The organism is Streptosporangium carneum, assembly GCF_027922005.1.
In the GTDB taxonomy this organism is placed as follows: Bacteria; Actinomycetota; Actinomycetes; order Streptosporangiales; family Streptosporangiaceae; genus Streptosporangium; species Streptosporangium carneum.
In genome coordinates, this window is sequence record NZ_BSEV01000027.1 from 70519 (window position 1) to 93927 (window position 23409).

General features: G+C 71.0%; 26 protein-coding genes and 1 pseudogene. 9 read left to right on the forward strand and 18 right to left on the reverse strand.

Annotated elements, in window-relative coordinates; translation table 11 throughout:
• Positions 1-35: 35 nt before the first annotated feature.
• From PKF00_RS36270 to PKF00_RS36280, 3 genes are all read right to left on the reverse strand, one after another.
• A complete protein-coding gene (locus PKF00_RS36270; protein ID WP_271222249.1) occupies positions 36-353 on the reverse strand; it encodes a DUF952 domain-containing protein in 318 nt (105 codons plus the stop codon).
• Between the two features lie 421 nt (positions 354-774).
• Positions 775-1224, reverse strand: a complete 450-nt coding sequence (locus PKF00_RS36275) for a hypothetical protein (protein ID WP_271222250.1) — start codon at positions 1222-1224, stop codon at positions 775-777.
• 42 nt (positions 1225-1266) lie between these two features.
• Positions 1267-2064, reverse strand: coding sequence for a DUF6461 domain-containing protein (locus PKF00_RS36280; protein ID WP_271222251.1), 798 nt, complete (start codon positions 2062-2064; stop codon positions 1267-1269).
• A gap of 463 nt (positions 2065-2527) precedes the next feature.
• Between PKF00_RS36280 and PKF00_RS36285 the strand changes: the two genes are divergently transcribed.
• Entirely contained in the window at positions 2528-3490 is a 963-nt protein-coding gene (locus PKF00_RS36285) for a radical SAM protein (RefSeq protein WP_271222252.1), read from the forward strand.
• Positions 3491-3589: 99 nt separating this feature from the next.
• On the opposite strand, the gene PKF00_RS36290 is transcribed toward PKF00_RS36285, so the two are convergent.
• Complete coding sequence (locus PKF00_RS36290; RefSeq protein WP_271222253.1) at positions 3590-4783, reverse strand: L,D-transpeptidase; 1194 nt, start codon at positions 4781-4783, stop codon at positions 3590-3592.
• Positions 4784-5204: 421 nt separating this feature from the next.
• Here PKF00_RS36290 and PKF00_RS36295 point away from each other — a divergent pair, with 421 nt between their 5' ends.
• Genes PKF00_RS36295 through PKF00_RS36305 form a run of 3 tightly spaced genes read left to right on the forward strand, consistent with a single transcriptional unit; the run spans position 5205 to position 8284 of the window.
• The gene (locus tag PKF00_RS36295) at positions 5205-6884 is read left to right on the forward strand and encodes a SpoIIE family protein phosphatase (protein ID WP_271222254.1); all 1680 of its coding nucleotides are present in this window, start codon (positions 5205-5207) and stop codon (positions 6882-6884) included.
• The gene (locus PKF00_RS36300; protein ID WP_271222255.1) at positions 6881-7939 is read left to right on the forward strand and encodes a cobalamin B12-binding domain-containing protein; all 1059 of its coding nucleotides are present in this window, start codon (positions 6881-6883) and stop codon (positions 7937-7939) included. Before PKF00_RS36295 ends, PKF00_RS36300 begins: the two co-directional genes overlap by 4 nt.
• Before the next feature lie 6 nt (positions 7940-7945).
• Positions 7946-8284: an STAS domain-containing protein gene (locus PKF00_RS36305; RefSeq protein ID WP_271222256.1), complete on the forward strand. Its 339-nt coding sequence runs from the start codon at positions 7946-7948 to the stop codon at positions 8282-8284.
• A gap of 220 nt (positions 8285-8504) precedes the next feature.
• On the opposite strand, the gene PKF00_RS36310 is transcribed toward PKF00_RS36305, so the two are convergent.
• A complete protein-coding gene (locus PKF00_RS36310) occupies positions 8505-8861 on the reverse strand; it encodes an ArsR/SmtB family transcription factor (protein ID WP_271222257.1) in 357 nt (118 codons plus the stop codon).
• Between the two features lie 50 nt (positions 8862-8911).
• Here PKF00_RS36310 and PKF00_RS36315 point away from each other — a divergent pair, with 50 nt between their 5' ends.
• Positions 8912-9970 carry a cation diffusion facilitator family transporter gene (locus PKF00_RS36315; RefSeq protein WP_271222258.1) on the forward strand — a complete coding sequence of 353 codons (1059 nt, stop codon included), beginning with the start codon at positions 8912-8914 and terminating at the stop codon, positions 9968-9970.
• 267 nt (positions 9971-10237) lie between these two features.
• Here PKF00_RS36315 and PKF00_RS36320 read toward each other — a convergent pair whose 3' ends face one another.
• Together PKF00_RS36320 and PKF00_RS36325 are read right to left on the reverse strand one after the other, a co-directional pair.
• Entirely contained in the window at positions 10238-10981 is a 744-nt protein-coding gene (locus PKF00_RS36320) for a hypothetical protein (RefSeq protein WP_271222259.1), read from the reverse strand.
• Positions 10978-11862: an ABC transporter ATP-binding protein gene (locus tag PKF00_RS36325; protein WP_271222260.1), complete on the reverse strand. Its 885-nt coding sequence runs from the start codon at positions 11860-11862 to the stop codon at positions 10978-10980. Before PKF00_RS36325 ends, PKF00_RS36320 begins: the two co-directional genes overlap by 4 nt.
• Before the next feature lie 172 nt (positions 11863-12034).
• On the opposite strand from PKF00_RS36325, the gene PKF00_RS36330 reads away from it, so the two are divergent.
• Complete coding sequence (locus tag PKF00_RS36330; protein ID WP_271222261.1) at positions 12035-13612, forward strand: sensor histidine kinase; 1578 nt, start codon at positions 12035-12037, stop codon at positions 13610-13612.
• A gap of 156 nt (positions 13613-13768) precedes the next feature.
• Here PKF00_RS36330 and PKF00_RS36335 read toward each other — a convergent pair whose 3' ends face one another.
• The 5 genes from PKF00_RS36335 to PKF00_RS36355 form a co-directional block, all read right to left on the reverse strand.
• Positions 13769-14239: a serine hydrolase gene (locus tag PKF00_RS36335; protein WP_271222262.1), complete on the reverse strand. Its 471-nt coding sequence runs from the start codon at positions 14237-14239 to the stop codon at positions 13769-13771.
• Positions 14240-14723: 484 nt separating this feature from the next.
• Complete coding sequence (locus PKF00_RS36340; protein WP_271222263.1) at positions 14724-14996, reverse strand: DUF1048 domain-containing protein; 273 nt, start codon at positions 14994-14996, stop codon at positions 14724-14726.
• A gap of 1 nt (position 14997) precedes the next feature.
• The gene (locus PKF00_RS36345) at positions 14998-15354 is read right to left on the reverse strand and encodes a DUF1048 domain-containing protein (protein WP_271222264.1); all 357 of its coding nucleotides are present in this window, start codon (positions 15352-15354) and stop codon (positions 14998-15000) included.
• Positions 15351-15677: a PadR family transcriptional regulator gene (locus PKF00_RS36350; protein ID WP_271222265.1), complete on the reverse strand. Its 327-nt coding sequence runs from the start codon at positions 15675-15677 to the stop codon at positions 15351-15353. Before PKF00_RS36350 ends, PKF00_RS36345 begins: the two co-directional genes overlap by 4 nt.
• Before the next feature lie 224 nt (positions 15678-15901).
• Complete coding sequence (locus PKF00_RS36355) at positions 15902-16180, reverse strand: hypothetical protein (RefSeq protein WP_271222266.1); 279 nt, start codon at positions 16178-16180, stop codon at positions 15902-15904.
• Positions 16181-16341: 161 nt separating this feature from the next.
• On the opposite strand from PKF00_RS36355, the gene PKF00_RS36360 reads away from it, so the two are divergent.
• Entirely contained in the window at positions 16342-17319 is a 978-nt protein-coding gene (locus PKF00_RS36360; RefSeq protein WP_271222267.1) for a tyrosine-type recombinase/integrase, read from the forward strand.
• A gap of 3 nt (positions 17320-17322) precedes the next feature.
• Here the strand turns inward: PKF00_RS36360 and PKF00_RS36365 are convergent, their stop codons facing one another.
• From PKF00_RS36365 to PKF00_RS36380, 4 genes are all read right to left on the reverse strand, one after another.
• On the reverse strand, positions 17323-18675 hold the full coding sequence (locus PKF00_RS36365) for a serine hydrolase domain-containing protein (RefSeq protein WP_271222268.1): 1353 nt from the start codon (positions 18673-18675) through the stop codon (positions 17323-17325).
• Between the two features lie 265 nt (positions 18676-18940).
• Positions 18941-19915, reverse strand: a complete 975-nt coding sequence (locus PKF00_RS36370; protein ID WP_271222269.1) for an aldo/keto reductase — start codon at positions 19913-19915, stop codon at positions 18941-18943.
• Between the two features lie 47 nt (positions 19916-19962).
• Positions 19963-20235 (reverse strand): hypothetical protein, encoded by a 273-nt coding sequence (locus PKF00_RS36375; protein WP_271222270.1) that lies wholly within the window; start codon positions 20233-20235, stop codon positions 19963-19965.
• 14 nt (positions 20236-20249) lie between these two features.
• The gene (locus tag PKF00_RS36380; RefSeq protein ID WP_309298466.1) at positions 20250-21053 is read right to left on the reverse strand and encodes an alcohol dehydrogenase catalytic domain-containing protein; all 804 of its coding nucleotides are present in this window, start codon (positions 21051-21053) and stop codon (positions 20250-20252) included.
• 189 nt (positions 21054-21242) lie between these two features.
• Here PKF00_RS36380 and PKF00_RS36385 point away from each other — a divergent pair, with 189 nt between their 5' ends.
• The gene (locus PKF00_RS36385) at positions 21243-22151 is read left to right on the forward strand and encodes a helix-turn-helix domain-containing protein (protein ID WP_271222271.1); all 909 of its coding nucleotides are present in this window, start codon (positions 21243-21245) and stop codon (positions 22149-22151) included.
• Here PKF00_RS36385 and PKF00_RS45265 read toward each other — a convergent pair.
• A pseudogene (locus PKF00_RS45265) lies at positions 22139-22264 on the reverse strand (NADP-dependent oxidoreductase); the annotation flags it as partial. The gene PKF00_RS36385 and the pseudogene PKF00_RS45265 sit on opposite strands and share 13 nt — an antisense overlap.
• A gap of 187 nt (positions 22265-22451) precedes the next feature.
• On the opposite strand from PKF00_RS45265, the gene PKF00_RS36390 reads away from it, so the two are divergent.
• Positions 22452-22913, forward strand: coding sequence for a hypothetical protein (locus PKF00_RS36390; RefSeq protein WP_271222272.1), 462 nt, complete (start codon positions 22452-22454; stop codon positions 22911-22913).
• Here PKF00_RS36390 and PKF00_RS44770 read toward each other — a convergent pair.
• Positions 22832-23296: a Tn3 family transposase gene (locus PKF00_RS44770; RefSeq protein ID WP_369011194.1), complete on the reverse strand. Its 465-nt coding sequence runs from the start codon at positions 23294-23296 to the stop codon at positions 22832-22834. The genes PKF00_RS36390 and PKF00_RS44770 overlap by 82 nt on opposite strands.
• Positions 23297-23409: the final 113 nt, after the last annotated feature.

The window sequence follows — 23409 nt, forward strand, 5'->3', positions numbered from 1 at the left end:
GGCGGGTCGTTCTCGCGGGTTCTTCTCGCCGGGGGTCAGGGGGTGGTGTAGGGGGTGGCGGTGATGACGGCGGTGACGGGGAGCGGGCCGTAGATGTGGGGGAAGGCCTCGTCGGAGTCTGCGGGGGTTTCCAGGCGGACGTCGAGGTCCCGGGGGTCGATGGTGAGGAGCACCAGTGGTTCGGTGACGTCGCGGTAGAAACGCTGGACGACTCCGTTGAGCTGGGTGTGGTCGGCGCAGGCGTGGATGAATCCTTCCTGTTCCAGGGTGCGGCCGAGGGTGGAGACGCGGTACTCCCCCGCTTGCCGGGCGGCGTCCCAGTCGGCGCTGAGCGCCAGGTGCAGGATGGTCATGGGGCGGGTTTCTCCTCGGGAGGGGGTTGCGCGGTCCGAGGCCAAGCTACTGAAACGGTGTGAGAGGCGTCCAGATCATGGTGGTGCGCAGGGGTGGGGTTCGGCCGCGCTGAGTGCCGAACGGCCGGTCAGCCGGTTTCAGGGGTGCCGGGGGCCGTTCGCATCGCCGTGAGGCCGAGGCGCGCGTGGGCGGGCTGTTCGGTCATGACCATCGTGGTGCTCGCCGAGGACGAGGTCCTTCTTCGTGGGGCGTCGGCGCCGCCGCTCCCCCTGGAGGGTGAGACGGCCGTGCTCGCCGAACCCGTGTCCGGACGCGGCGAAGATGGCATCGGGATCTGTTCCCGACGTGGGCGCTGCCGCTTCGGTGGGTGTTGAGATGCCGGTGCTCGCGTCATCGAAGTCGGCGGTACCCGGTCGGAGATCAAGTTTCGTCGGGTGGAGGGTATGACTCCCACGTTCGAGGTTGTTTCGGCCCAGGGTTGCCGGCGGAGCCTTCGGGGGGTCGGACACCGTGCGCTTGGAGCCGGGAGAGGATCAGCTTTCGGAGCTCGCGTTCTTGCGTGGCTGTGTCGTGACACCCTGTGCGGTCGGCGGCCGCGGCCCAGCGGTCGAGGACGTCGATCGCGAGAAGCCATTGAGTGATCGTAAGTTTGGGTTTGACGATCTCGTCCGGTGGCGGCCATGAGCCGGAGCCGGGAACGCCGGGCGTCCAGTGGGCGATCTGATCCCAACCGGCCCTGCGGACGCTGCGCGCGAGATCGGCTCGCCGGCGATTGCCGTCCACTGTCTCGACGCCGGCGTCATTGTCCATGCACGCGTCGATGAGCCCCCACTGGCGGAGAGACATCGTGATGATCAGGCCGACACTCATGTCGGGCATGGTGCCGAGATCGCGAAGGGTGGTCAAGGCGGATCAGAAGGAGGCGCCGGGTATGGCGGCCCCGAGGATGGGGCGGCGAAGGTGTTCTGGGGTGATCATGACGCCGGTGATCCTGCCGGCAAGCGTCAGGGCCGCCGGGATGGGATTGTCGATGTGGTCGTCGGCGGCCGGATCGATGCCCAGCTCGCGGAGGTGACGATTGAGCCGGTCGGGATCCGCGCCATGCCTGTCGACGGGAAACCGCGGGTTGATGCCGGTGACGAGTTCGCCGTCGACGGCATAGGCGACGAGGTGCTGGGCGTAGTCATGCCGCTGCACCGCCACGGCCTCTCCGCCGTCGCGCGACAGGGCGTCCAGAGCCTCTCGTTGCGCGCCGCGCCAGCCGCAGTCCTCGATCGCGACAGTCCAGTCCCCGACCCGTCTCACGGTGATGATCTCTGGTCCTTCCGGATAGGAGTACTCCCCGTCCTCGATCAGCCGGATGTCCTCGTCCGCGGCGCCGAGCCGGCGCAGCACCTCGTGCTCGTCGAGCCCGCGAACGAAAACGACCGTGTAGATGTCCCCGAGCTGGCCCTCCCGCAGCCACCGGTAGTCCTCCGGCGACGCGCCGGGGGTTCTCGCGGTGGCGTGGACCATCTCGGACTCCGTCTGCTCGTAAGCCTCGGGATGGGCGGCGAAGAAGGCGTCGGCGATCTCCGGTGCGATGCCACCGCGCTCGCTGATGGCGTAGCCCTTCGCCTTCGCCCATGTGCGGATGCGGCGGGAGGTGTCACGGGAGATCGTTGCCTGGCGGTAGGTGACGCGGAGGGGGGTGAAGTCGGCATCGGACATGATCGGAAACCTACCGACAGGAAGGCCTCCCCCGGTGCGGCGGTTCGACCACCAGGGCCAGGCGCCGAAGCAGGCCCGCCGCCACTTCTCAGCCACCGCTGTCACATTCGTCATCGCTTGCGGCGACCGGCTAACGGGTTGAGAGACGCCGGGCAATGGCGGCCGGTCTGGTCCAGGCCGGCCGCCTATCTGGAAAGGATCATGACCTCATCTTGGTGACAATGATCACAAGCGGTCCTTCGCAGGCGACAGTCGTCCCTGGGGACAAAGGACAGTCGTCGCTGGGCGAGGGGTGCCGAGGCCCTGGAGGCGACGGACGTTCAGTGACACTTGTGTCTGGGAGTCACGCGCAAGCGCTGCCAGGTGATTTGCCGAACTGCCGGCTTCAGGGCAGCCGGACAGCCCGTGTCGTTCCCGTGGTTCCACTTGCGAGGGGTGTCGAAAGCGTGTTCCACTGATCGGCATGCGATGGGACGCGCCTGCCCTGCTCGCCGAGCCCGCCGAGACCAGGCCGCGGATCGAGCGCACCGCGGTGATCCGGGTTCACGGCGCGCTGACCTGTTATGAGGTGCAGGCTCGCGCCGCGCTCGAGCGCACCGCGGACGGCTGGTCGGTCAGTCCCTACCGGGGGTGCGCCCAGGGGTGCCGCTACTGCTCGGTGCGGCGCGGTCACCGTCATCTCGGCCTGGACTCCGGCGCCGACTTCGACTCCCGGATCGTGGTGCGCACCAATGTCGTGCGGCGGCTGCGCGCCGATCTGGCGTCCCGGTGGGACGGTGAGCACGTCACCGTCGGCGTGGCGGGTGACTGCTATCAGGGGGCCGAGGAGATCTACCGGCTGATGCCCGGTGTCATCGCCGCGCTGCGTGAGGCCGGGGCGCCTTTCACGGTGTACACCAAGAGCACGCTGATCCTGCGTGATGCGGATCTGCTGGCTGCGGCCCCCGGCGCGGGCGTGGTGGTCTCGATCGCGTTCGTCGACGACCGGGTGCGCCGCAGTGTGGAGCCGGGCGCGCCGGGGGCGCAGAAACGGCTGGAGCTGGTGGCCGAGCTCAATGAGCGCGGGGTGCCCAGCGGGGTGGCGATGGCGCCCATCCTGCCGTTGCTCACCGACTCCCCCGACCAGCTGGCCGCCACCGTGCGGCGTGTCGCCGCGGCGGGGGCGGTCAGTGTCGCCCCGCAGGTGCTGCGTCTGCCGCCCGGCGCGCGGGAGTGGTATCTCGCCTGGGTCGAGGAGCATCATCCGGCGCTGGCCGCCCGGTACGAGGAGCTGTACGGCGGGGGGCCGGACGCCGAGCCCGGCTATGTGCGGGGTGTCACCGGTCAGGTGCTGCAGCTGGCCGCCCGGTACGGCATGGGGCCGACCAGGCCGGAGCAGCCTCTGCCGCTGGCGTTGCCCGCCCACCCTCAGCTCACCCTGTTGTGAGCCGGGTCGCATGGTGGTCGGCGCCGCCCCCCTTCCGGCACGCCTTCCCCGTCCGCGGCAGGAGCGGCGGGGAAGGGTGCCGGAAGGGGGGCGGCGCGCTCACGCCTTGATGGCGCTGCCCTTCTTCCACTCCTTGAACGGCATCTGCCAGAAGCCCCAGCCGTTGTTCCACTCCAGTTCCCGGTCGGTGCCGGTGATGTTGATCACGTCGCCGCGCTGGACCTGGTCGTAGAACCACTTGGCCTGGTCGGGGCGGGCGTTGATGCAGCCGTGGCTGACGTTCTGGCGGCCCTGGGCCCAGACGTTGTTCAGGGCGTGGACGTACTCGCCGCTGTTGGAGAAGCGCACGGCGTGGCCGATCATCAGGTCGTAGTAGCCCGGGTCGCCCTTCTTGCGGCCCGGGGAGATCATGCGTTCGGGGTTGGCCTTGCCCATGGTCAGGTGCACGCCGCTGGTGGTGGTGTACTCCCGGGTGTCGGCCTTGCCGGCGCTGATCAGCATGGTCTGCACGACCTTGCCGTCCCGCTTGACGATCATCTTGTGCTTGCGGGTGTCGACGGTGGAGATCTGGGCGGCGCCGATGCGGATGACCTTGCTCAGGTCCTTGACGCCGTACATGTCCTTGCCGCCCTGGACGCCCTTGATGCGGGCGGTGAAGGTCACCTTCTGGTGGGCGGGCCAGAGCTTGGCGGTGCGGTAGATGACGGTGCTGTCGTTGACCCACCGCCAGGCTCCGGGGACCGGCTTCTCCGCCTTGACCTCCAGTGCCTTCTCCACGGCGGCCTTGTTGACGACCTGCTGGTTGAAGGTGACGATGATCGGCGCCCCCACGCCGACCTTCTCCCCCTTGATCGACGGGGTCACGTCGGCCACCATCAGCTCGACCTTCGGCTTGAGCGTCTTGAAGGAGCTGTTGGCGGTCGTGCCGTCCACCGCGCGCACCGAGACGGTGTAGGTGGTGGAAGGTTCCATCGGGACGGTGGAGACCCACTTGGTGCGGCGGGCGTCGAAGTCGCCCTCCAGCCGGTGGCCGCGGCTTTCGACGGTGACCTCCTCCAGCGCGCCGCCCGCGGCGGTGACGACGACCTTCTTGTCCGGCCGTACGGGCGCGCCGCCTTCGGCGGGGCTGATCTTGATGATCGGGGCGGCCGGTTTGTCCGGGGCCTGGGAGGCGCCGGAGCTGGGGCCGTCCGCCGCGGGGGTCTCCGATGAGCCGCTCGAGCAGGAGGTGACGAGCATGCCGGCGGCCAGGGCGAGCCCGATCAGCGGTGTTCTGAGGCCACGACGTTCCACGTTTAGCACAACTTTCTCCCCCACAGCCGCAAAGTGCGTCTAAAAACTTTAATAGGTGATGCGCGGGAGCTGTGCACGGTTCGTGAGAGTTAGATCACATTTAGGTCAATTCTCGTGGGGTGATACATGCTGACCGCCGACCAGGGGAAACCATGCCGATCACGCCCGCCCGCACCCCCGGGCCGCCGGCTCCGCGACGATGCGGCGCCGCAGGGCGCCGACCGCCCCGAACAGCGCCGATGCCGCCCCGTCCGGGGAAGGACGGCGATCGCCCGGGTCTCGGAGGCGTCAAACGCTCCGCCCTGGGCATGGGCAGGCGCGGGACCGCCTGCCCGAGGTCCGGGCGGGACGTGATCGCATCGCCGTGGCGCGCGCCGAAAGATAGGCTCGGTTGAGCATCTCGAAACGGAGGGTGGGGACGATGACCGCAGCACGACCCACCGATGACGCCACTCGCGTCGGAGGCGAGAGCCTCGCCTCGTCCACGCGGGCGCCAAGCCAGGAACCGAGCCGCGAGCCGGGCGGAGAACCCGGCCCGGAGCTGCTGCGCGCCCTCGTCGAGGCCAGCGGCGAAGGCGTGGTGCTCTGCGACCCCGCCGGCGTCGTCGTCATGCTCAACGCCGCCGCGGCCCGGATGGCGCCGGAGGTCACTGTCGGCCGGCCGGCCGCCTCGGGCGGGGCCGGGGCGCTGTTCGACCGTGGCTGCCCCGAAGGCGACAGCCGCGAGGCCGCCCACGGCCCTCGCCGGCTGCGGGTGCGCCGCGAGGCCTTCGGCGTCTCCCATCACGCCTGGTACCTGCGCGACGTCACCGCCGAGTCCGCCAGAACCGACGCGCTGCTGGCCGAACGCGGGCGCACCCGCTTCCTGGCGGAGGCGGGCCCCCGCCTTTCCGCCTCGCTCAACACACGCCGCTGCGCCCGCGCCACGGTCGAGCTCGCCGTCCCCTTCCTGGCCGACACCGCCATGGTCGTGCTGCCTCCCGCGGGACGTCGCCAGGCGGCCTGGCTGCGCGCCAGCGCCGCCAACCGCTTCCTGGAGGAAGGCGCCATCAGCACGGCCACGACCGTGCAGGTGCCCGGCCTGGCCGAGGCGCTGGCGGGCTTCCCGCCGGTGCCCAGCCGCTGGCTGGATCCGGGCCAGGTGCCCCAGTGGCTGCTGCCGGAGGGGTTCGGCCGGGCCGGGCACCTGCTGGTCACCCCGCTGCCCGGCAACGGGGTCGCGGCCGGGGCGCTGGTGCTGGCCCGCCGTGAGGACGGCGAACCCTTCGACGAGGAGGCCGAGACCCTGGTGCGGGTGTTCGCGGCCAGAGCGGGCACGGCCATCTCCGCCGCCGCCCTGTACCAGGAGCAGAGCGCGACCAACGCGATCCTGACCAGCGGCCTGCTCCCCCCCGAGCTGCCCGAGCTGCCCGGCGTGCGGCTGGCGGGCTCGCTGCGCGCCGCCCAGCAGGCCGGGCTGATCGGCGGCGACTTCTACGACGTCTACCTTCCCGGCTCCCACCCGGGCGAGGAGGCGCTGGTTGTCCTGGGCGACGTCTGCGGCAAGGGAGCCCGCGCCGCGGTGCTGGCCGGGCAGGTCCGCCAGTCCCTGCGCACGCTGCTGCTGCTGGAGGAACGCCCGGAACGGCTCGTGCCGCTGCTCAACCGCTCCCTGCTGGCCTCCTCCTCCCCCAACCCCTACGTCACCCTCGCGCTGGGCGCCCTGCGCACCGCCCCGGACGGCCACGTCCGCCTGGAGCTGGCCGTCGCCGGGCACCCCTCGCCCCTGATCCTGCGCCGTGACGGCACCGTGCAGGAGGTCTCCGCCCGCGGTTCGCTGCTGGGCGCGCTGAAGACCACCGTCCTGACCCCCGCCACCGTCGACCTGGCCCCCGGCGAGGTGTGCCTGTTCTACAGCGACGGCATCACCGAGGCGTTCGGCGGCCCCAGCGGCAAGGAGATGTACGGCACGCAACGGCTGAAGAACGCCCTGTCGACCTGCCTGGGCATGCCGGTCTCCGCCGTGGTCGAACGACTGGAGCAGATCAGCACCGACTGGCTGGCCGGCACCACCCAGGACGACCGGGCGCTGCTGGCCGTACAGGCGGAGCCCGCCCGATGAGCCGCCTCGCCACCGCCCCCGGCGACCTGCTCGCCGCCGGAGAACAGTACCTGGAACGCATCGGCCAGGCCGACGAGTTCGGCGCCGTCGACCTGGTGCTCGGCCTGCTCGGCGACGGCGTGCCCGCCGAGAGCCTGCTGCTGGAGCTCATCGCGCCCGCCCAGCGCCGCGTCGGCGAGCTGTGGGCGGCCAACCGGTGGTCGGTGGCCCGCGAGCACGGCGCCACGGCCGTCAGCGAACGCGCCATCGCCGCGATCGCGGCCAAGGCCAGGCCCGAACCCGCCCTCGGCAGGATCACGGTGGCCTGCACCGACGGCGAATACCACGCGCTGCCGACCCGGCTGCTGGCAGAGGTGCTGCGCCTGCGCGGCTGGCGGGTCGACTTCCTGGGCGCCAGCGTGCCCGGCCCCCACCTGATCACCCACCTGCACCAGACCGGCCCCGACGCCGTCGCGCTGGGCTGTGCCCTGCCCACCCGGCTGCCTCGCGCGCACGCCACGCTCACCGCCTGCCAGGCCGTCGGGGTGCCGGTCATCGTCGGCGGGTCGGGCTTCGGGGCCGACGGCCGTTTCGCCAGGCTGCTGGGCGCCGACGGCTGGGCCGCGACCGCCGACGCCGCCGCCGACCGTCTGGCCGACACCGGGCTGCCCGCCTTCCCCTCCCCCCGCGACACGCTGGCCCACCTGTCGGACGAGGAGTACACCCTCCTGACACGCCGCCGCGGCGACCTGCTCACCGGCGCGATGGCCACCCTGACCGCCGCCTACCCGCCGATGGCGGCCTACACCGCCCAGCAGCTGGAGTCCACCGCCGAAGACCTCGGCCACATCCTCGACTTCCTGTCCGCGGCCCTGTACGTCGACGACACCGGGCTGTTCACCGACTTCATCGCCTGGACCACCGGCGTGCTGCTGGCACGCGCGGTGCCCGCCAACGCGGTCAAGGCGGGCCTTCGGATTTTCCACGACGAGCTGCGAGACTTTCCCCGCGCCCGTCTCATGCTCATCCAGGCGATCGAGGCGGCGCACGGCGCCGACGTCGAGTTGGAGATCTGACAGTAGATGCTCGAGAAGACCCCCTTTCGCACAGAGGTGCACAGCACCGCTTCGGACACCATGCTGCTGGTTCTCACCGGCGACCTGGACTACGACACGGCCGCCGACCTCTTCACCCTGGCCGAGGGCCTGTTCCCCGGGCAGGCGCGCCACCTGGAGCTGGACCTGTCCGGCCTGAACTTCGTCGACTCCTCGGGGGTGGCGGCCCTGATCAACGTCTACAACGCCGCCCACGACCACGACGCCACCATGCGCATCGTCGCCCTGACCTCCTACCTGCGCCACCTGTTCCGGGTGACCGCCCTGGACCAGGTGTTCGAACTGCCCGCCGAAACCCACCCCTGAGGGACCCGCCCGGGCCGGGTCGGCGCGATCGGCCCCGAGGCGGCCGCCTGGCATCAGAGTCCGCTCCGCGTTCACGAAGAGTCACGGAGCGGACCTGGCGGTGGCGGTCTGGACGGGCGGCCTGACCGAAGGCGCAACATGGTGACCCTCACCGAGGCGGATGAGCGGGCCGCCCGAGCCCGGTGACCCGCCGAGGCCGGCGCGACGGCTGTCATACGTCTCAGTCGTGGCGGGGCAGGCCGGACACCTCGTGATCGGCGTGGAACAGCGCCTCGGCGATCAGCGCGCGCACATGGGCGTCACGGGCCTGGTACAGCACCCGGCGCCCGGCGCGGCGGGTGCGCACCAATCCGGCCAGGCGGAGCTTGGCCAGGTGCTGGGAGACCGACGGCCGGGCCACGCCGAGCGCCGCCGCCAGGGAGCCGACGTCGTACTCCCCCGCCGACAGCAGCCACATCAGCCGCAGCCGGGTGGCGTCGCTGAGCATGCGAAAAGCCGCGGTGGCGGCGTCCACCTGCGCGCGGGTGGGTTGCTCCTGCGCGAGAGTCGCACCTGATCCGTTGTCGCGTACGTACATGAATACCTATTATCCGGGCACAGGGACCGCTCTCACGGCGAGGTGCACCGATGACGGATCCGAACCCCCCGCGGCACGAGCACGAGCATGGACACGAGCATGGGCATGGGCATGGTCGTCAGAGCCGGATCAGGCGGTTGCCGGCCGTACTCGCCCATGCCTTCGCCCCGCACAGTCACGACAGCGCCACCAAGACCGACGCGGCGCTGGAGTCCAGCCGCCACGGCCTGCGAGCGCTGGTCATCTCGTTCGCCGCGCTGATGGCCACCGCCGCCCTCCAGGCGGTCATCGTGGCCCGCTCCGGGTCGGTGGCACTGCTGGGCGACACCCTGCACAACCTCGCCGACGCGCTGACCGCGCTGCCGCTGGGCGTCGCGTTCTGGCTCGGGCGGCGGGCGGCCACCCGCCGCTTCACCTACGGCTACGGCCGCGCCGAGGATCTGGCCGGCATCGTCATCGTGGCGCTCATCGCCGCATCGGCCGCCCTGGCCGGATACCAGGCCGTCAAGCGCCTCATCGACCCCGCCGAGGTGCGGCTTCTGGGGCTCGTGGCCGCGGCCGGCGTGGTGGGTTTCGCCGGCAACGAACTGGTCGCCCGCTACCGGATCCGGGTCGGCCGGCGGATCGGCTCGGCCGCGCTGGTGGCCGACGGCCTGCACGCGCGCACCGACGGCCTCACCTCCCTGGCCGTCGTGCTGAGCGCCGCCGGAGCCGCGCTCGGCCTCCCGCTCGCCGACCCGATCATCGGGCTGCTGATCACGATCGCGATCTGCCTCGTGCTCAAGGACGCGGCCCGGCAGATCTGCCACCGGCTCATGGACGCCGTCGACCCCGCCCTGGTCGAGACGGCCGAACGCATCCTGGCCGGCGTGCCCGGCGTCGAGAACGTCGGGGCGGTACGGCTGCGCTGGATCGGTCATGCGCTGCGCGCCGAGGTCGAGATCGCCGTCCGCCACGACGCGACGCTCCTGCAGGCGCACGCGGTGGCGGTGGCGGCCGAGCACCGGCTGATCCACGAGTTGCCGCACCTGCGCGCCGCCACGGTGCACGCCGACCCCGACGGCCCGCCCGGCGCCGACCACCACGCGATTCTGTCCGCCCACCGGTGAGACGGCACCCCACCCGCGGCGATCACACGCGCACGGCCAGACCGGACTTTGCCGCCGATATCGCTCGGGCCCACCGTCGCCCTCGGCCGGACCGCCCGGACGCCGCCGGCCGCCACGGTACTCTCCAGGAGTGATCAAGGTGCTGCTCGCCGGCGAGGAGACCCTGATCCGGGCGGGTGTGCGGGCTGAAGGTGAGAGACCGCGTCCAGGCGGCCGTGCCGGCGGGCGAGGCAGCGCTGATCCCGCGCGGCCGAAGGGACGATTCGCTCAGGCGTCGCGCCTGCGCATCACCCACACTCCCGCGACGACCGCCGCGACGGCCCACGCGGTGAGCACGAGGCCGAAAGCCGGCTCGCCGGCCATGAAGCGCTCACCGGCGGGGCCGGGGGTGAAGCCCGCGACCGTGACGAGGAGCTCGACGTCCAGCGACCCGGCGACCCCCTGCAACCCGAGAGGGAGCACGTACAGCAGGACGAACAGCACCGTGACGGTCCCGGCCGACCGCCGGATCAGCGTGCCGAGTCCGAGGGCCAGCGCGGCGACGAGCGCCATGTAGGCAGCCATGGCCAGGATCCGCCCCGCCACCTGCCCGGCGTCGAATTCCCAGTATCTCTGCAGCAGTGGCGCGCTGGCCGCCACGCCGAGCACGGCGGTGAGCCCTCCGGCCACGAACACCGCGGCGCCCACCACTGCCGTCTTGGCCAGCAGCAGCCGGGTCCGGGACGGCGTGCAGGCCAGCGTCACCACGATGCCACGGGTGGCGTACTCACTGGTCACCGCCAGCATGCCGAACGATCCGAAAACGAGCTGCACCCACTCGACACCCTCCAGGACCGACGACACCGGCTCGACCGGCCGGCCCTGCCCCCGCAGGAAACCTGCCGTGTCCTCCGCCTCCAGCACCGCCACCAGCAGCATCGTCAGCAGAGCGCCACCGGCGAACCACCAGGTGGAGCGGACAGAACGAAGTTTCAGCCACTCGGCGGAGACCGCGCGAGCCAGGGCGTTCACCTCTGAGCCCCGTACTCGGCGCTGTTCGCGGTCAGCCGCATGTACGACTCCTCCAGCGAGGACTCGACGGGCCGCAGCTCGTACAGCACCAGCCCCAGCTCATGCGCCCGCCGGCCGATCTGCTCACTGGTGTGGCCGGTGACGGTCAGCTCTTCGGGGCCGGTCCAGCGTGCGGCGGGCAGCACGCCGGCCAGCGGCAGCAGCCGCGGTCCGCGCACCCGAACCCCGGCGCCGGCGGCCAACCTCTCCATCGACTCGTCGGCGAGCAGCCGGCCCCGGCCGAGAACGATCAACCGGTCGGCGGTGCGCTCCATCTCGCTCATCAGATGGGAGGAGACGAAGACCGTGCGGCCCTCGGCGGCAAGCGATCGAAGCAGGGTGCGGATCCAGCGCACCCCGTCGGGGTCGAGGCCGTTGACCGGCTCGTCCAGCATCAGCACCTGAGGATCGCCGAGCAGGGCGCCCGCGATGCCGAGCCGCTGGCTCATGCCCAGGGAGTACGTGCCGGCCCGGCGGCGGGCCGCGTCGGTCATCCCGGTGAGAGCGAGGACCTCCTCGACCCGGGAGAAGGAGATGTCCTGGCTCAGCGCCATGGCGCGCAGATGGTCCCGTCCGCTGCGGGCCGGGTGGACCGCCCTGGCGTCCAGCAGAGCGCCGACGGTCCGCAGCGGACGATCGAGGTCCGCGTAGCGGCGGCCGCCGATCAGGGCGGTGCCGCAAGTGGGGGCGTCCAGCCCCAGGATCACACGCATGGCGGTGGACTTCCCTGCACCGTTCGGGCCGAGGAAACCGGTGACCGTGCCGGGGGTGAGCTCCAGGGTGAGGTCGTCCACGGCGGTCTTGCCGCCGTAGCGTTTGGTCAGTCCGTCCAAGGTGATCATCAGGTTCCTTCCCGTGGGCTGGCCGCCACGACTTCGACGGCCCGAAGGATCGCATCGCTCATGGACCTCGACCGTAGGAATCCAGAGGGTCCGCGGTCATGGACGATCGGCAGCGGGCGCCCCTGACTTTCGTCAGGTGCCGCCAACGGTGGCGCCGCGTAGCGTGACCGCCATGAATCGGTTGCGGGACATCGTCGTGAAGGCGTTCCCAGGCGGCGAACAAGGCGCCGATCTGCTGCTGTGGCTGGCCGTCACCGTGCCGGTGTTCACGGCGAACGAATCCCCCGAAGTGGAGCAGCACCCCTGGCTCCCGCTGCCCTGGATGAAGATCGCCGCCGTGCCGCTGCTGGCGCTGGCCGTGGCCGTGGGACGGCGGCGGCCGGTCCTGGCGGCGGCCGTGCCTGCGGCGCTGGCAATGACGGTGACCCCGGAGCTGTACACCGACAACTTCATGATCGCCCAACTGCTGCTGGCGTTCCTGCTGGGACGGCGGGCCGCCGGCATGCGTCCAGGACTGCTGCTCTTCACCGGGGTGTGCCTGGCCGGGCTGGCGGAGGTCAATCTCATCCCCGGCGTCACACTGTCGAACTGGCTGTCGCTGATCACCACCGCGGTCACGACCATCATGCTGCCCTGGCTGGCCGGACGGTACGTCCGCCAGCACGACGACCTCGTCCGTACCGGATGGGAGCTCGCCGAGCGGCTGGAGCGGGAGCAGGACCTGATCGGCGAGCGGATGCGCCTGGTGGAGCGGTCCCGGATCGCCGGCGACATGCACGACTCGCTGGGGCACGAGCTGAGCCTGGTCGCACTGCGCGCCGCCGTACTTCAGATGCACCCGGGAATGGACGAGTCCGCCCACAAGGCCGCCGCCGAACTGCGCGTGTCCGCCGCCAAGGCCACCGAACGACTGCGCGAGATCATCGGAGTGCTGCGAGAGGACGGCGAGCCCGCCCCCGTCCTGCCGTCCGGCGACACCGTGGCCGCACTGGTCGAGCGGGCCGCCGCCGCGGGGATGACGGTGCGGCTGGACGGCGAACTGGGGCCGCTGCCGCCGATGACCGACCGGGCGGCGTACCGGGTGGTGCAGGAGGCCCTGACCAATGCCACCAAGCACGCGCCGGGCGCCGCGGTCACCGTGCGGCTGAGCACGGACCCCACAGCCGGGGAGGCGGAGGTCACCGTGGTCAACACGGCGCCCCCCACCCGGCCGCTACCCGGTGCGGGATCCGGCGGCTACGGGCTGGTAAGCCTGGACGAGCGGGTCCGGCTGGCCGGAGGCACACTGCGGACACGACCCGCCGACGGCGGCTTCGCCGTCACCGCCCGGCTGCCGCTCACCCCCGGGGCCGCGGCCACGCCGCCCGACTCCCGGGGGGAGCTCGCCCTGGCCCGCCGCAAGGTACGGCGCAGCGTGATCGACGCGATCTGGATGCCGGTCGCGGCGGCCGCCGCCCTGATGCCGCTGACCTCCGGCTACGACCTCTACATCGCGCACCGCTCGGTGCTGGACGCCGAGGTGTACACACAGTTACGCCTCGGACAGCCCCTGCCGTCACTGGAGCCGCGACTGCCGACGCACCAGGCTAACGACGACAGACGGCCGACAGGCACGCCCGCGGATCCGCAAGGCGCCGACGAGTGCCGCTTCTACCGGATCACGGCGAACTCGCCGACGTCGGCGTACCGGCTGTGCTTCACCGGCGGACGGCTGTCGCACAAGGACGCGGTGTCGACCGTACGGCGCTGACGGCCACGGCCCGGCGGCACGGGGCGGGACGCCGCCTGAGTTCCTTGGCTCCTACGCCCCGGAGAAGCGAGACAGACCGCGCTGGCTCGCGCCGCTCGGACACCGACGGCGAAATCATCCCCACCGGCAAACGCAAAAGGCACGACTCCTCCCTCGTCAGCGTCCGGTCAGGCACTCCCGCACCGCCGCGACGAGCCGACCGGCCCGCCCGTCGCCATGGCCGATCATCCGGTTGGCGACATAGCCGAAGCCGACCCCGAACTCGTCGTCTCCGAAGGCGAACTGGCCGCCCGCGCCGTCGTTGCCGAAACTGCGCCCGCCGAGCATGGGCCGAAACCGGGGCGCGTCGAGCAGGAAACCCGCCCCCCACCGGGCTCCCACGTCCGGCAACCCCGACCACGACGCCCCTGCGGACAACTCCCGCACCGCGTCCGTGACGGTGTCCCGGGCGAGCAGCCGCGCCGAACCGCCGACCCCGGTCGCAGCCGCCGCGTACAGCGTCGCCAGGCCTCTCGCCGACGAGACGGCGCCCGCCCCGGGAAGCTCCGCCGCGAGCAGCGCGGGGTCGTTCCAGCCGTGGGGCTCCCGCAGGCCGGGAAAGACGAGCGCCCCGTTCATCGTCACCATGCGTATGATCAGCGACTCGGGGCCCGGCATCGAAGGCCGCCCCTCGGCCTCGACGAGCCGGGCCAGCCGTCCGGCCTCACTGCCCGGCAGGCCGAATCGCCCGGAACGCTACATTGCCTAGATATATTAGGCAAACAGCTACAGGCATCAGGAAAAGAGAGGCGGCGAACGGACTCACCCAACCACCCCTCCCCCAGAAACCCCCTGCGGCGACAGAGCAGACGCCGATACCTCACCGTCGGCCACCCGCTGAAAGCACGGGCGGGCATCCACCAGCCGAGCGCCGCAGGCGACCGCGACGGAGGCTTCAGCGAAAGTCAACGGCGCGACTCGGCACACACGGCGGCAACCAGGCTGTCGACGGCCAGGAGACCGATGCCCTCCTCAGGCCCACCCGGCGAAGAACTCCGCCGGCACCGGTCGACGGGCGTCACCTCTCGGCCGTGCCGGTCTTCCCGCCGACGGACTCCTGACAGATGTCCGCCTAGGTGCGCGAATCCTTGATCAGGCCGTCGCAGAAGGCGGCGACATCATCGCCGACGAGCTCCAGGACCCCCCTGCCGGCCGCGACACCCTCCTCGAAGAAATCGATGATCCCCGAGAGCAGGGACCCGTCAAGCAAGTCGACCGGTCCGACCTTGAAGACGTACCTCTGAATCTCCTTGTAGACGATCCGATAGTCCGGCGGAAGCGCCTTGACCCGCGCCATGTGCGCCCGCCACTGCCTCTTGCCCTCGACGATGTCCTGGACGCCCACGTCAGCCTCCCAGCCGGCCCAATTTCCTTGCGACATTCCTGTTCAACCGCGCACGCCACCGGTCGCGATGACTCCGGGCCCCCTCTCCGCCGGCCAGCGCCGCGCAGAAGCCCCCGATGTCGCCACCCAGCACCTCGTGAACGCTCCACCCATCGAACGCCGTCTCTTCGAGCAGCCCCAGAGCACCGTCGAGAATCGGCGTCAGGTTTCTACCCGTGAAGTCCGAGTAGAGAGAAAGATGACCCTTGATCTGTTCCCACGCCGCCCGACAGTCGGCCGGCAACGCCTCGGCCCGGGCTTCGAACGCCTTCCATTCCCTGGTGAGATCACTGCCTGTCACGGTCTCCCAGAAGTTCATCTCCCGCCCTCCTTGAGCTTGTCGAGCCGTGACGTGATGTACTCCCACTTCGCCCAGAACGTTGCGAGTTCTTCGCGCCCCGCCTCGTTGAGCGCATAGAACTTGCGCGGCGGGCCCAGCCCGGACGGTCGCTTCGTCACCTGGACGAGCCCCTTCTTCTCCAGCCGCAGCAGGATGGTGTAAACCGTCCCCTCGACGACGTCGGCGAAGCCGAGTTCGTTCAGCCGACGCGTGATGGCGTACCCGTAGGTCTCCTCGCCGCCGATGATTTCGAGCACGCAGCCCTCAAGCGTGCCCTTCAACATCTCCGTCAGGTCGTCCATCGTGGGTCCTCTTCGATTCTCCTGGTACTTGGTGGTACCGAGTACCACTATACGGTACCACCGAGTAGTGGACCAATGCCCAGCAAGAGGCGAGCGCAGACCACGGAAGCGATTCGAACCACCGGCGCCGCACCCGGTGCACGGCAAGGGAAAGGACTGGAGGTTCGCCGGACTTCCGCCCCCACCGGGACCCCGCCTCCGGAGAAGCCCGACGAGAGCCTGACTCAGAGATCGCCGAGCTCCCCGAGCGGCCTCGTCCAGTACTCCTCGCTCACACACTCGCCGTTGAGAAGAGCCAGCGTGTCGGAGACGGCACGGCCGGAGTCAATGGCGGCATGCATGATCCGGGTGAAAGTCCTGTACGCCTCGTCCTCACCGACACGCAACGTCCCGCTGTCCATGAGCCGATACCAGTACCTCTGCTCGACCTCGATGCGGTCGAGGAGCTGGTCGCGGCTGAGCGTGCGGGCTTCTTCGATGGTGAGCCGTTCGAAGCGTGGCATGTGGTGATTGTCGCATCAAGCGCCGCAAATCCACCGACTCCCCCGCCCGGCCCTGTTTTCAGGTGATGAGCCTTCAGGCCTTGTTATGTTTTCAAGATCGTTTTCGAACCGACCCGGCGCCTTTACAATGTAGATTCATAAGGGTCGGTAGAGTCTGCCGGGTGAGCGCGCCAGCCGTACCCGAACCGTCCCTGACCGCCGCGGTCGAGCCCGCCCGCGATCCCTACCGGGTCTACCTCGACTCCCTGTCCAGCCCCGAGTCGCGCCGCGCCATGCGCGGCTGCCTGGACCGGCTGGCCGCCCTCGTCTCCGGCGACGAGGTCTCCTCCGGCGCGGGCCAGCCCTGGCACCTGCTGCGCTACGAGCACACCGTGCGCATCCGCGCCCTGATGACCGAACGCGGCTGGTCCCCCGCCTACGTCAACAAACACCTGGTCGCACTGCGCAGAGTCCTGCGCGAGGCCTGGCGGCTCGGGCAGATGACCGCCGAGGAATACCGGCGCGCTGCCGACCTGCCGACCGTAGAACACACCCGCCTGCCGACGGGCCAGCACGTCCCACCGGAGGTCGTCGGCGCGGCCCTGGCCGCGTGCGACCGCGACGACTCCCCCGCGGGAGCCCGTGACGCCGCCCTGCTGGCCGTGCTCTACTCCACCGGCTGCAGACGGGCCGAGATCGCCGGGATGACCCTGGGCGACTACGATCCCGCGTCGCGCTCGCTACGGGTACGCGGCAAGCGCGACAAGGAACGCATGGTCTACCTCACCGCCGAAGCCGTGGGACGGCTGGAACGCTGGCTGGCCGTGCGGGGCCGCCCCGCGGGAGCGCTGTTCTGCCCGATCAGCCGGTACGGCTCACTGCGGGTCGCCGGAACCGGACCCGCCGCCATGACCGGCCAGGCCGTCGCCGACGTACTGGCCAGACGGCTCGCGCAGGCGGGGGCGGCCCCCCGCACCCCGCACGACTTCCGGCGCACCTTCATCGGAGAGCTGCTCGACGCAGGCGTGGACCTGGCCACCGCGCAGGCGCTGCTCGGCCACTCCTCCCCCGCCACCACGGCCCGCTACGACAGACGTCCTGAGCGCCGCCGCCGCGAGGCCGTCGACAGGATCGCCATGCCCCCGGCCAAGCCGCTGTGAGCCCTAGTCCGTGACACGCGGCACGGCGCGCAGGTTGTAGAGGAAGCGCCCGTCCTGGAGGAAGGCGATCAGTGGGTGCAGCCCCTCGTCCGGCTCGACGCCGACGAAGCGGTTGTCGCCGGCGTGGACGTAGCGGGCGGTCGTGACACTCTCCCCGAACTGCGCCGCGAGGCCGTGCGGGATGTCGGTGATCTCCAGCCCGTCGGCGTCGGCCTTCACCTCGTAGGTGACCGACGGTACGGAGTAGCTCCCGGCGTAGGTCTCCGGGCGGAACGGTACCGGGGTGTGCGGCGGCAGTACCCGCGACGGCAGGCGGATCCCGGCCGCGGACGAGAGGATCTCCGCCAGCACCTCGTCGATGAAGGCCGAGGCGTGGCCGCCGTTCGCGTGGACGGCGAGCACCAGGCCGTGGTCGGGCACGATGCGCCAGGTCGTGCTCTGGCCCGGGGTGCTGCCGTCGTGGCCGACCACGGGCCTGCCGTCCCAGTCGAAGAGCATCAGCCCGAGACCCCAGGCGGCCGTGTATCGCTCCCCCAGCCGCGGCAGCGTGACCTGCGGCCGGCACATCTCGGTGAAGGTTCCCGCGGGCAGCACCCGCGTCCCGTCGGCCGCCACGCCATCGGCCAGCAGCATCCGTCCGAACCGCACGAGGTCACGCGGCGCGGCGCTCGGCGTGGACCCAGCCGGCGCGTTCGCCTGCGGCAGCTGCCGCCGGGGCGACACCCTCAGCGGCTCGCCGACGTGCCCGACCGCGGCCCGGAACATGATCGCCTCCTCGGCGTAGAGCGCCATGTGCCGCGCCCCGAGAGGCTCGATCAACAGCTCCCGCATGGCGGCCTCCCACGTGCGCCCGCGTAGCTCGGCGACGAGGGCGCCGAGCGCGCAATAGCCGGCATTGCAGTACGAGAACAGCTCCCCCGGCCCGCTGACCTGCCGGGCGTTGCCACGCGTGAACGCAACAAACTTGGCCACCGCGTCGTCCCCGCGTCCGGTGTCCTCGAACAGATCCCCGTCGAACCCACCGGTGTGCGACAGCAGCTGCCGCACGGTGATGCTCTCCGAGGCGGCGGCGTCCAGCACCCCGAACTCGGGAAGATACTTCCGGACCGGCTCATCGAGATCGACCGCCCCTTCCCCGACAAGCTGCATCACCAGGGCGGCCGTCCAGACTTTGGTAACCGACCCGATCTGGAACAGGCTGTCGGCGGTGGCCTCCACCCCGGTGTCCAGATTGATCACCCCGGTGGCCGCCTCAGCCAGCTGACCCCCCATCCCGACCGCCACCGCAGCCCCCGGCACCCCGTGCCGCCCAGCGGCCCGATCGATCCATCCCTGAAGATCCGGAAGAAGTGTCATATCGAGGACCGTACCTGCGAACCTCCGCGGCGCAGCGCCCCGTACTCCTTGATCGCGCTGATCGGCGCATTCTGATGCCGCTTCGAGGAGCACAGCCTGCCGACCACCAGCGCGGCGGTGGCGTGGCCGCCCTGCACGCTCGCGGCGACCCGCTACGCGGGGAGAGCCGCTTGCCGACCAGGTCGAACAGGGGGCCGTTGGCGTCGTGGCGGACAACCCACATGGTGACGGGGGGTCGGGCCTGTGAGCATGGCGGGCGCCGTGGTCACAGCCCGATCATCTTCATCTGAGCTTCGTTGTGGTGGTCGCCTGCGGCGTCGGCGAGGGCGTCGAGGCGGGCGGTCTGCTCCGGGGTGAGGGTGAGGGCGTCGGCGGCGGTGTTCTCCTCCAGGCGGGTGACGCGCTTTGTGCCGGGGATGGGGACGACGTCGTCGCCGCGAGACAGCAGCCAGGCGAGCGCGACCTGCGCCGGGGTGGCGCCGGCGTCGGCGGCGATGGCCTTGACCTGGTCGGCGAGGTGGAGGTTGTGGTCGAAGTTGGCACCGGTGAAGCGCGGGTTGGAGGCCCGGAAGTCGTCTGCTTCAAAGCGGGTGTCGGCGGTGATGGCACCGGTGAGGAAGCCGCGGCCCAGTGGGGAGTAGGCGACCAGGCCGATGCCGAGCTCGCGCAGGAGCGGGAGGATCACGGGTTCGGGGTCGCGGGTCCACAGCGAGTACTCGGTCTGCAAGGCGGCGATCGGGTGGATCGCGTGGGCGCGGCGGATGGTCGCGGCTCCGGCCTCGGACAGCCCGATGTGGGTGATCTTGCCTTCGGTGACGAGGTCGGCCAGGGCGCCGACGGTGTCCTCGATCGGCGTGTCGGGGTCGACGCGGTGCTGGTAGTACAGGTCGATGTGGTCGACGCCCAGGCGGCGCAACGATCCTTCGACGGCTATGCGGACGTTGGCGGGGCTGCTGTCGAGGCCGTCCCCTCCGGTGTGGGAGATCATCCCGAACTTGGTGGCGATCACGACCCGGTCGCGGTGGATGCCCTTCAGCGCCTGTCCGAGGAGTTCCTCGTTGGTGTAGGGGCCGTACACCTCAGCGGTGTCGATCATGGTGACGCCGAGGTCGACGGCGCGGTGGAGGGTGCGGATGGACTCGGTGTCGTCGCTGCCCGCGCCGCCGTAGGCGAAGGACATGCCCATCATGCCCAGGCCGATGCGGCCGACGGTCAGGTCGCCGAGCGTTACGTGCTTCATGGTCGTTTCTCCTCGTCAAGGCTGGAGGACGTCTGGATTTCCGATGGTCAGTGGCCGGGCGGGAAGTCGGTGGAGGCCGCCCTTGTCGGGGTCGAGCATCTCCTGGAAGGCGTGGGCGGGTTGCCCTCATATTCGGGCATCAGGGCAGCGACCCGGCCGCCGTAGGAGGAGATCCGGGGGTAGGTGCCGGTCAGGTCGGCGACTTTGCCGCTGTCGCGGACGGTGCCGAGCACGCGGTCGCCGCGCTCGAGGGGCCGTTCGGTGAGCTCACGGCCAAAACCGCCGCTCACCCCGGTGATCAACCAGGTACGGGAAGTCATCGACAGTGCTCCTTTCATGCGGGTGGCGGCCGGTCTACCCGGCCGGGCCGCGACGGCGCGCCGCGGCCGCAGAGTGCCGTCGCGGGGTCACTCGAACAGGCCGTGTTCGTGCCGGGAACAGGGGTCAGGGGCGGATGAGGACCTTGAGGGCCTCGCGGCGGTCCATGGCGGCGTAGCCGCCGGGGGTCTGCTCGAGGCCGATGGCGCGGTCGAAGGCCCTGCCCGGCTGGGATGATCCGCTCGGCACCGAGCCGGCGGGCCGCAAGGACGGCCAGCAGCCCGACCGCGCCATCGCCGATCACCACCACGGTGTCGCCGGGGCCGACCTCGGCACGCCTGGCCGCGTGATGGCCGGTCCCGTACACATCCGACAGGGTGAGCAGGCCCGGCAGCAGCTGCGAATCCTCCCCGACCGGCGCCTTGACCAGGGTGCCGTCGGCCAGCGGAACCCGCACGGCCTCGGCCTGTCCACCGCCGACCCCGTCCCGCGCCCAGAACCCACCGTGCAGGCAGGAGGTCTGCAACCCCTCGCGGCAGAACTCACACGTCCCGTCCGACCAGGCGAACGGCGCGATCACCAGATCACCCCGCCGCACCGTGAAGACCTCCGCGCCGGTCTCCTCGACCACACCGACGAACTCGTGCCCCATCGGGACGGCCTCGCCCGTGGCGGGCATCGAGTGGTAGGGGTGCAGGTCCGAGCCGCACACACACGCCGCCACCACCCGGACCAGAGCGTCGGTCGGCTGCTTGATCACCGGGTCCGGGACGGTCTCGACCCGCACGTCCCCGGCCCCGTACATGAACGTCGCCCGCATAACAGCCACATCCCCCTTGAAATATGTATCCGCTGGAGCCCTACCCGGCCGGTCAGACAGCCGAGCGGACGAAGCCGTCAAAGCGGCTCATCTCCAGGTAACGCCTCTTTGCCGGGCGGCGGCAGTGCCTGTCGTTCCAGGTAACGCCAGTACCCCCCTCCCACACGCGGGCTCGCCTACGGTGGAGACATGGACGACCGCACCGAGATCAAGGAGTTCCTCACCTCCCGCCGCGCCCGCATCACCCCCGAGCAGGCCGGGCTGCCCGCCTACGGCGGCAACCGGCGCGTCAAGGGACTGCGTCGCGAAGAGGTCGCCATGCTGGCCGGAGTCTCGGTCGACTACTACGTCCGCCTGGAGCGCGGGCACCTGTCAGGCGCCTCCGACAGCGTCCTGGACAACCTCGCCCGCGCCCTGCACCTGGACGACGCCGAACGCGAGCACCTGTTCGACCTCGCCCGGCGGGAGGCCGGACCCGCCCCCACCGCCCGCCGCCGCACCCCGGTCAAACCGGTCAGGCCCATCCTGCAGCACATGCTGGATGCGATCGTCGACGCGCCCGCCTGGATCCGCAACGACCGCCACGACGTCCTGGCGACCAACCGGCTCGCCGCGGCCCTGTACGCGCCCGTCCTGGCCCAGCGGCAGGCCGACCCGCGCCGTCCGGCCAACACCGCCCGGTTCATCTACCTCGACCCCGCCGCCCGCGAGTTCTTCACCGACTGGGACAAGGCCGCCGACGACATCGCCGCCATGCTCCGGGCCGAGGCCGGCCGCAACCCCTACGACCGCAACCTCACCGGCCTCATCGGCGAGCTGTCCACCCGCAGCGAGGTCTTCCGCAAACGCTGGGCCGACCACAACGTCCGCCACCACCGCACCGGCATCAAGAAGATCCATCACCCCGCCGTCGGTGACCTCGAACTCCACTTCGAGGCCATGACCCTGGCCTCCGACCCCGGCCTCACCCTTCTGATGTACACCGCCCCACCCGGCACCCCCAGCGCCGACGGCCTGCGCCTTTTGGCCACCTGGGCCGCCACCGGCGACCAGCGGACCACCCCGATCCCGCGTGAGGACCAGCTGCCCGGTGCCTGACCGCCCACGGGGAGACCAGGGCGGATCTCACCCGGTCCGGCGTGCGGCTCCACCACCTCGGCGACGTGCACGACGCCGGGCGGGCCGTACTCGATGATCTGAACCGCTCTCATGCGGCCGACCGTAACGGAGCATCTCGTCCGTTCAGCCAACCGAGGCCTTCGCCGAGCAGTTGGCCTTCCGCTCGGCGGTCATGGCAAAACGGTCGAACGCATCCAGGAATAGAACTCCTCCAGGTCGAGTGAACCGGCGGCGCCAGGCCGCCTGAACCAGGGCACCGGCGCGAACGTCTGTCTGAACATGAAACGCTTCGCCATCGCCCTGACCGTCGCCGCCCTCCTGCTCTCCGCGGCCTGTGGCACGGGAACGCCGCCGCCTGCGCCCGGCGCGACGCCCAGGACCGCACCTGCCGGCGCGGAGCGGCTCACGGTCGACGACTGGTCGGCCGACAGCGCACGAGCGGAGTTCCGCGGGACCGTACGAGAGCCCGCGCACTATGAGCAGATCTACGCGTTGCGCAAGGCCCCGCCGGGCGACCCGTACCCCTGGGAGGTCTCCCCTAACGCCGCGACGATCGTGGGCAGCGCCTGGACGCTCCACTGGGACGTCGGCGCCGCCGCGCCGGGGACCAAGTGGGTGGTGGTGCTCGCCAGCCTTCCCATAGCGTCGTGCGAGCCTGGTTACCGGTGCGATCCGCTCGACGTGCTGCGGCGGGACGGACCCGCCGGGGAGGGCGTCAAGGCGGCGGTGACGCTGAACTGAGCCGCCCGCGGGTGTGCGCGCCCGGGAGACGACCCTTCACCGCCGCTACTTCGATCTGGTCGCCGACGGCCGCAAGAGCATCGAGGTGCAGGCGCACTACCCCAACCTGCGCACTCGGGGACGTCGCGGCCCTGAGCGCGCTGCGCGGCGATCGCCTTGGAGTAGCACTCGGTCGTCCAGCAGATCACCGAGTCGGTCAGCAGGGTCAGGCACCAGGCCTGCTCGGTCTGGTCTTGCAGGTGGGGGCGGACGATGGCGCCCTGCTGGGCGTAGTGCAGGTCCCGGCGCAGCGCGTGCAGGGACTCGCCCTTGTTGAGCTGCCGGGTGATCTTCCGCTGATACGGCGGGTCGGACAGGTAGCGGGCGGTGTGGGCCGTGAACAACCATGTCCCTGCCGGTCAGCGACTTGCCGCGTACCGGGAATCGCTGCCCGTCCGAGGACGACATCGTGCCGCCGCCGAACTTCTTGGCCAGCTCCAGTGTGTGGTGATGGTCC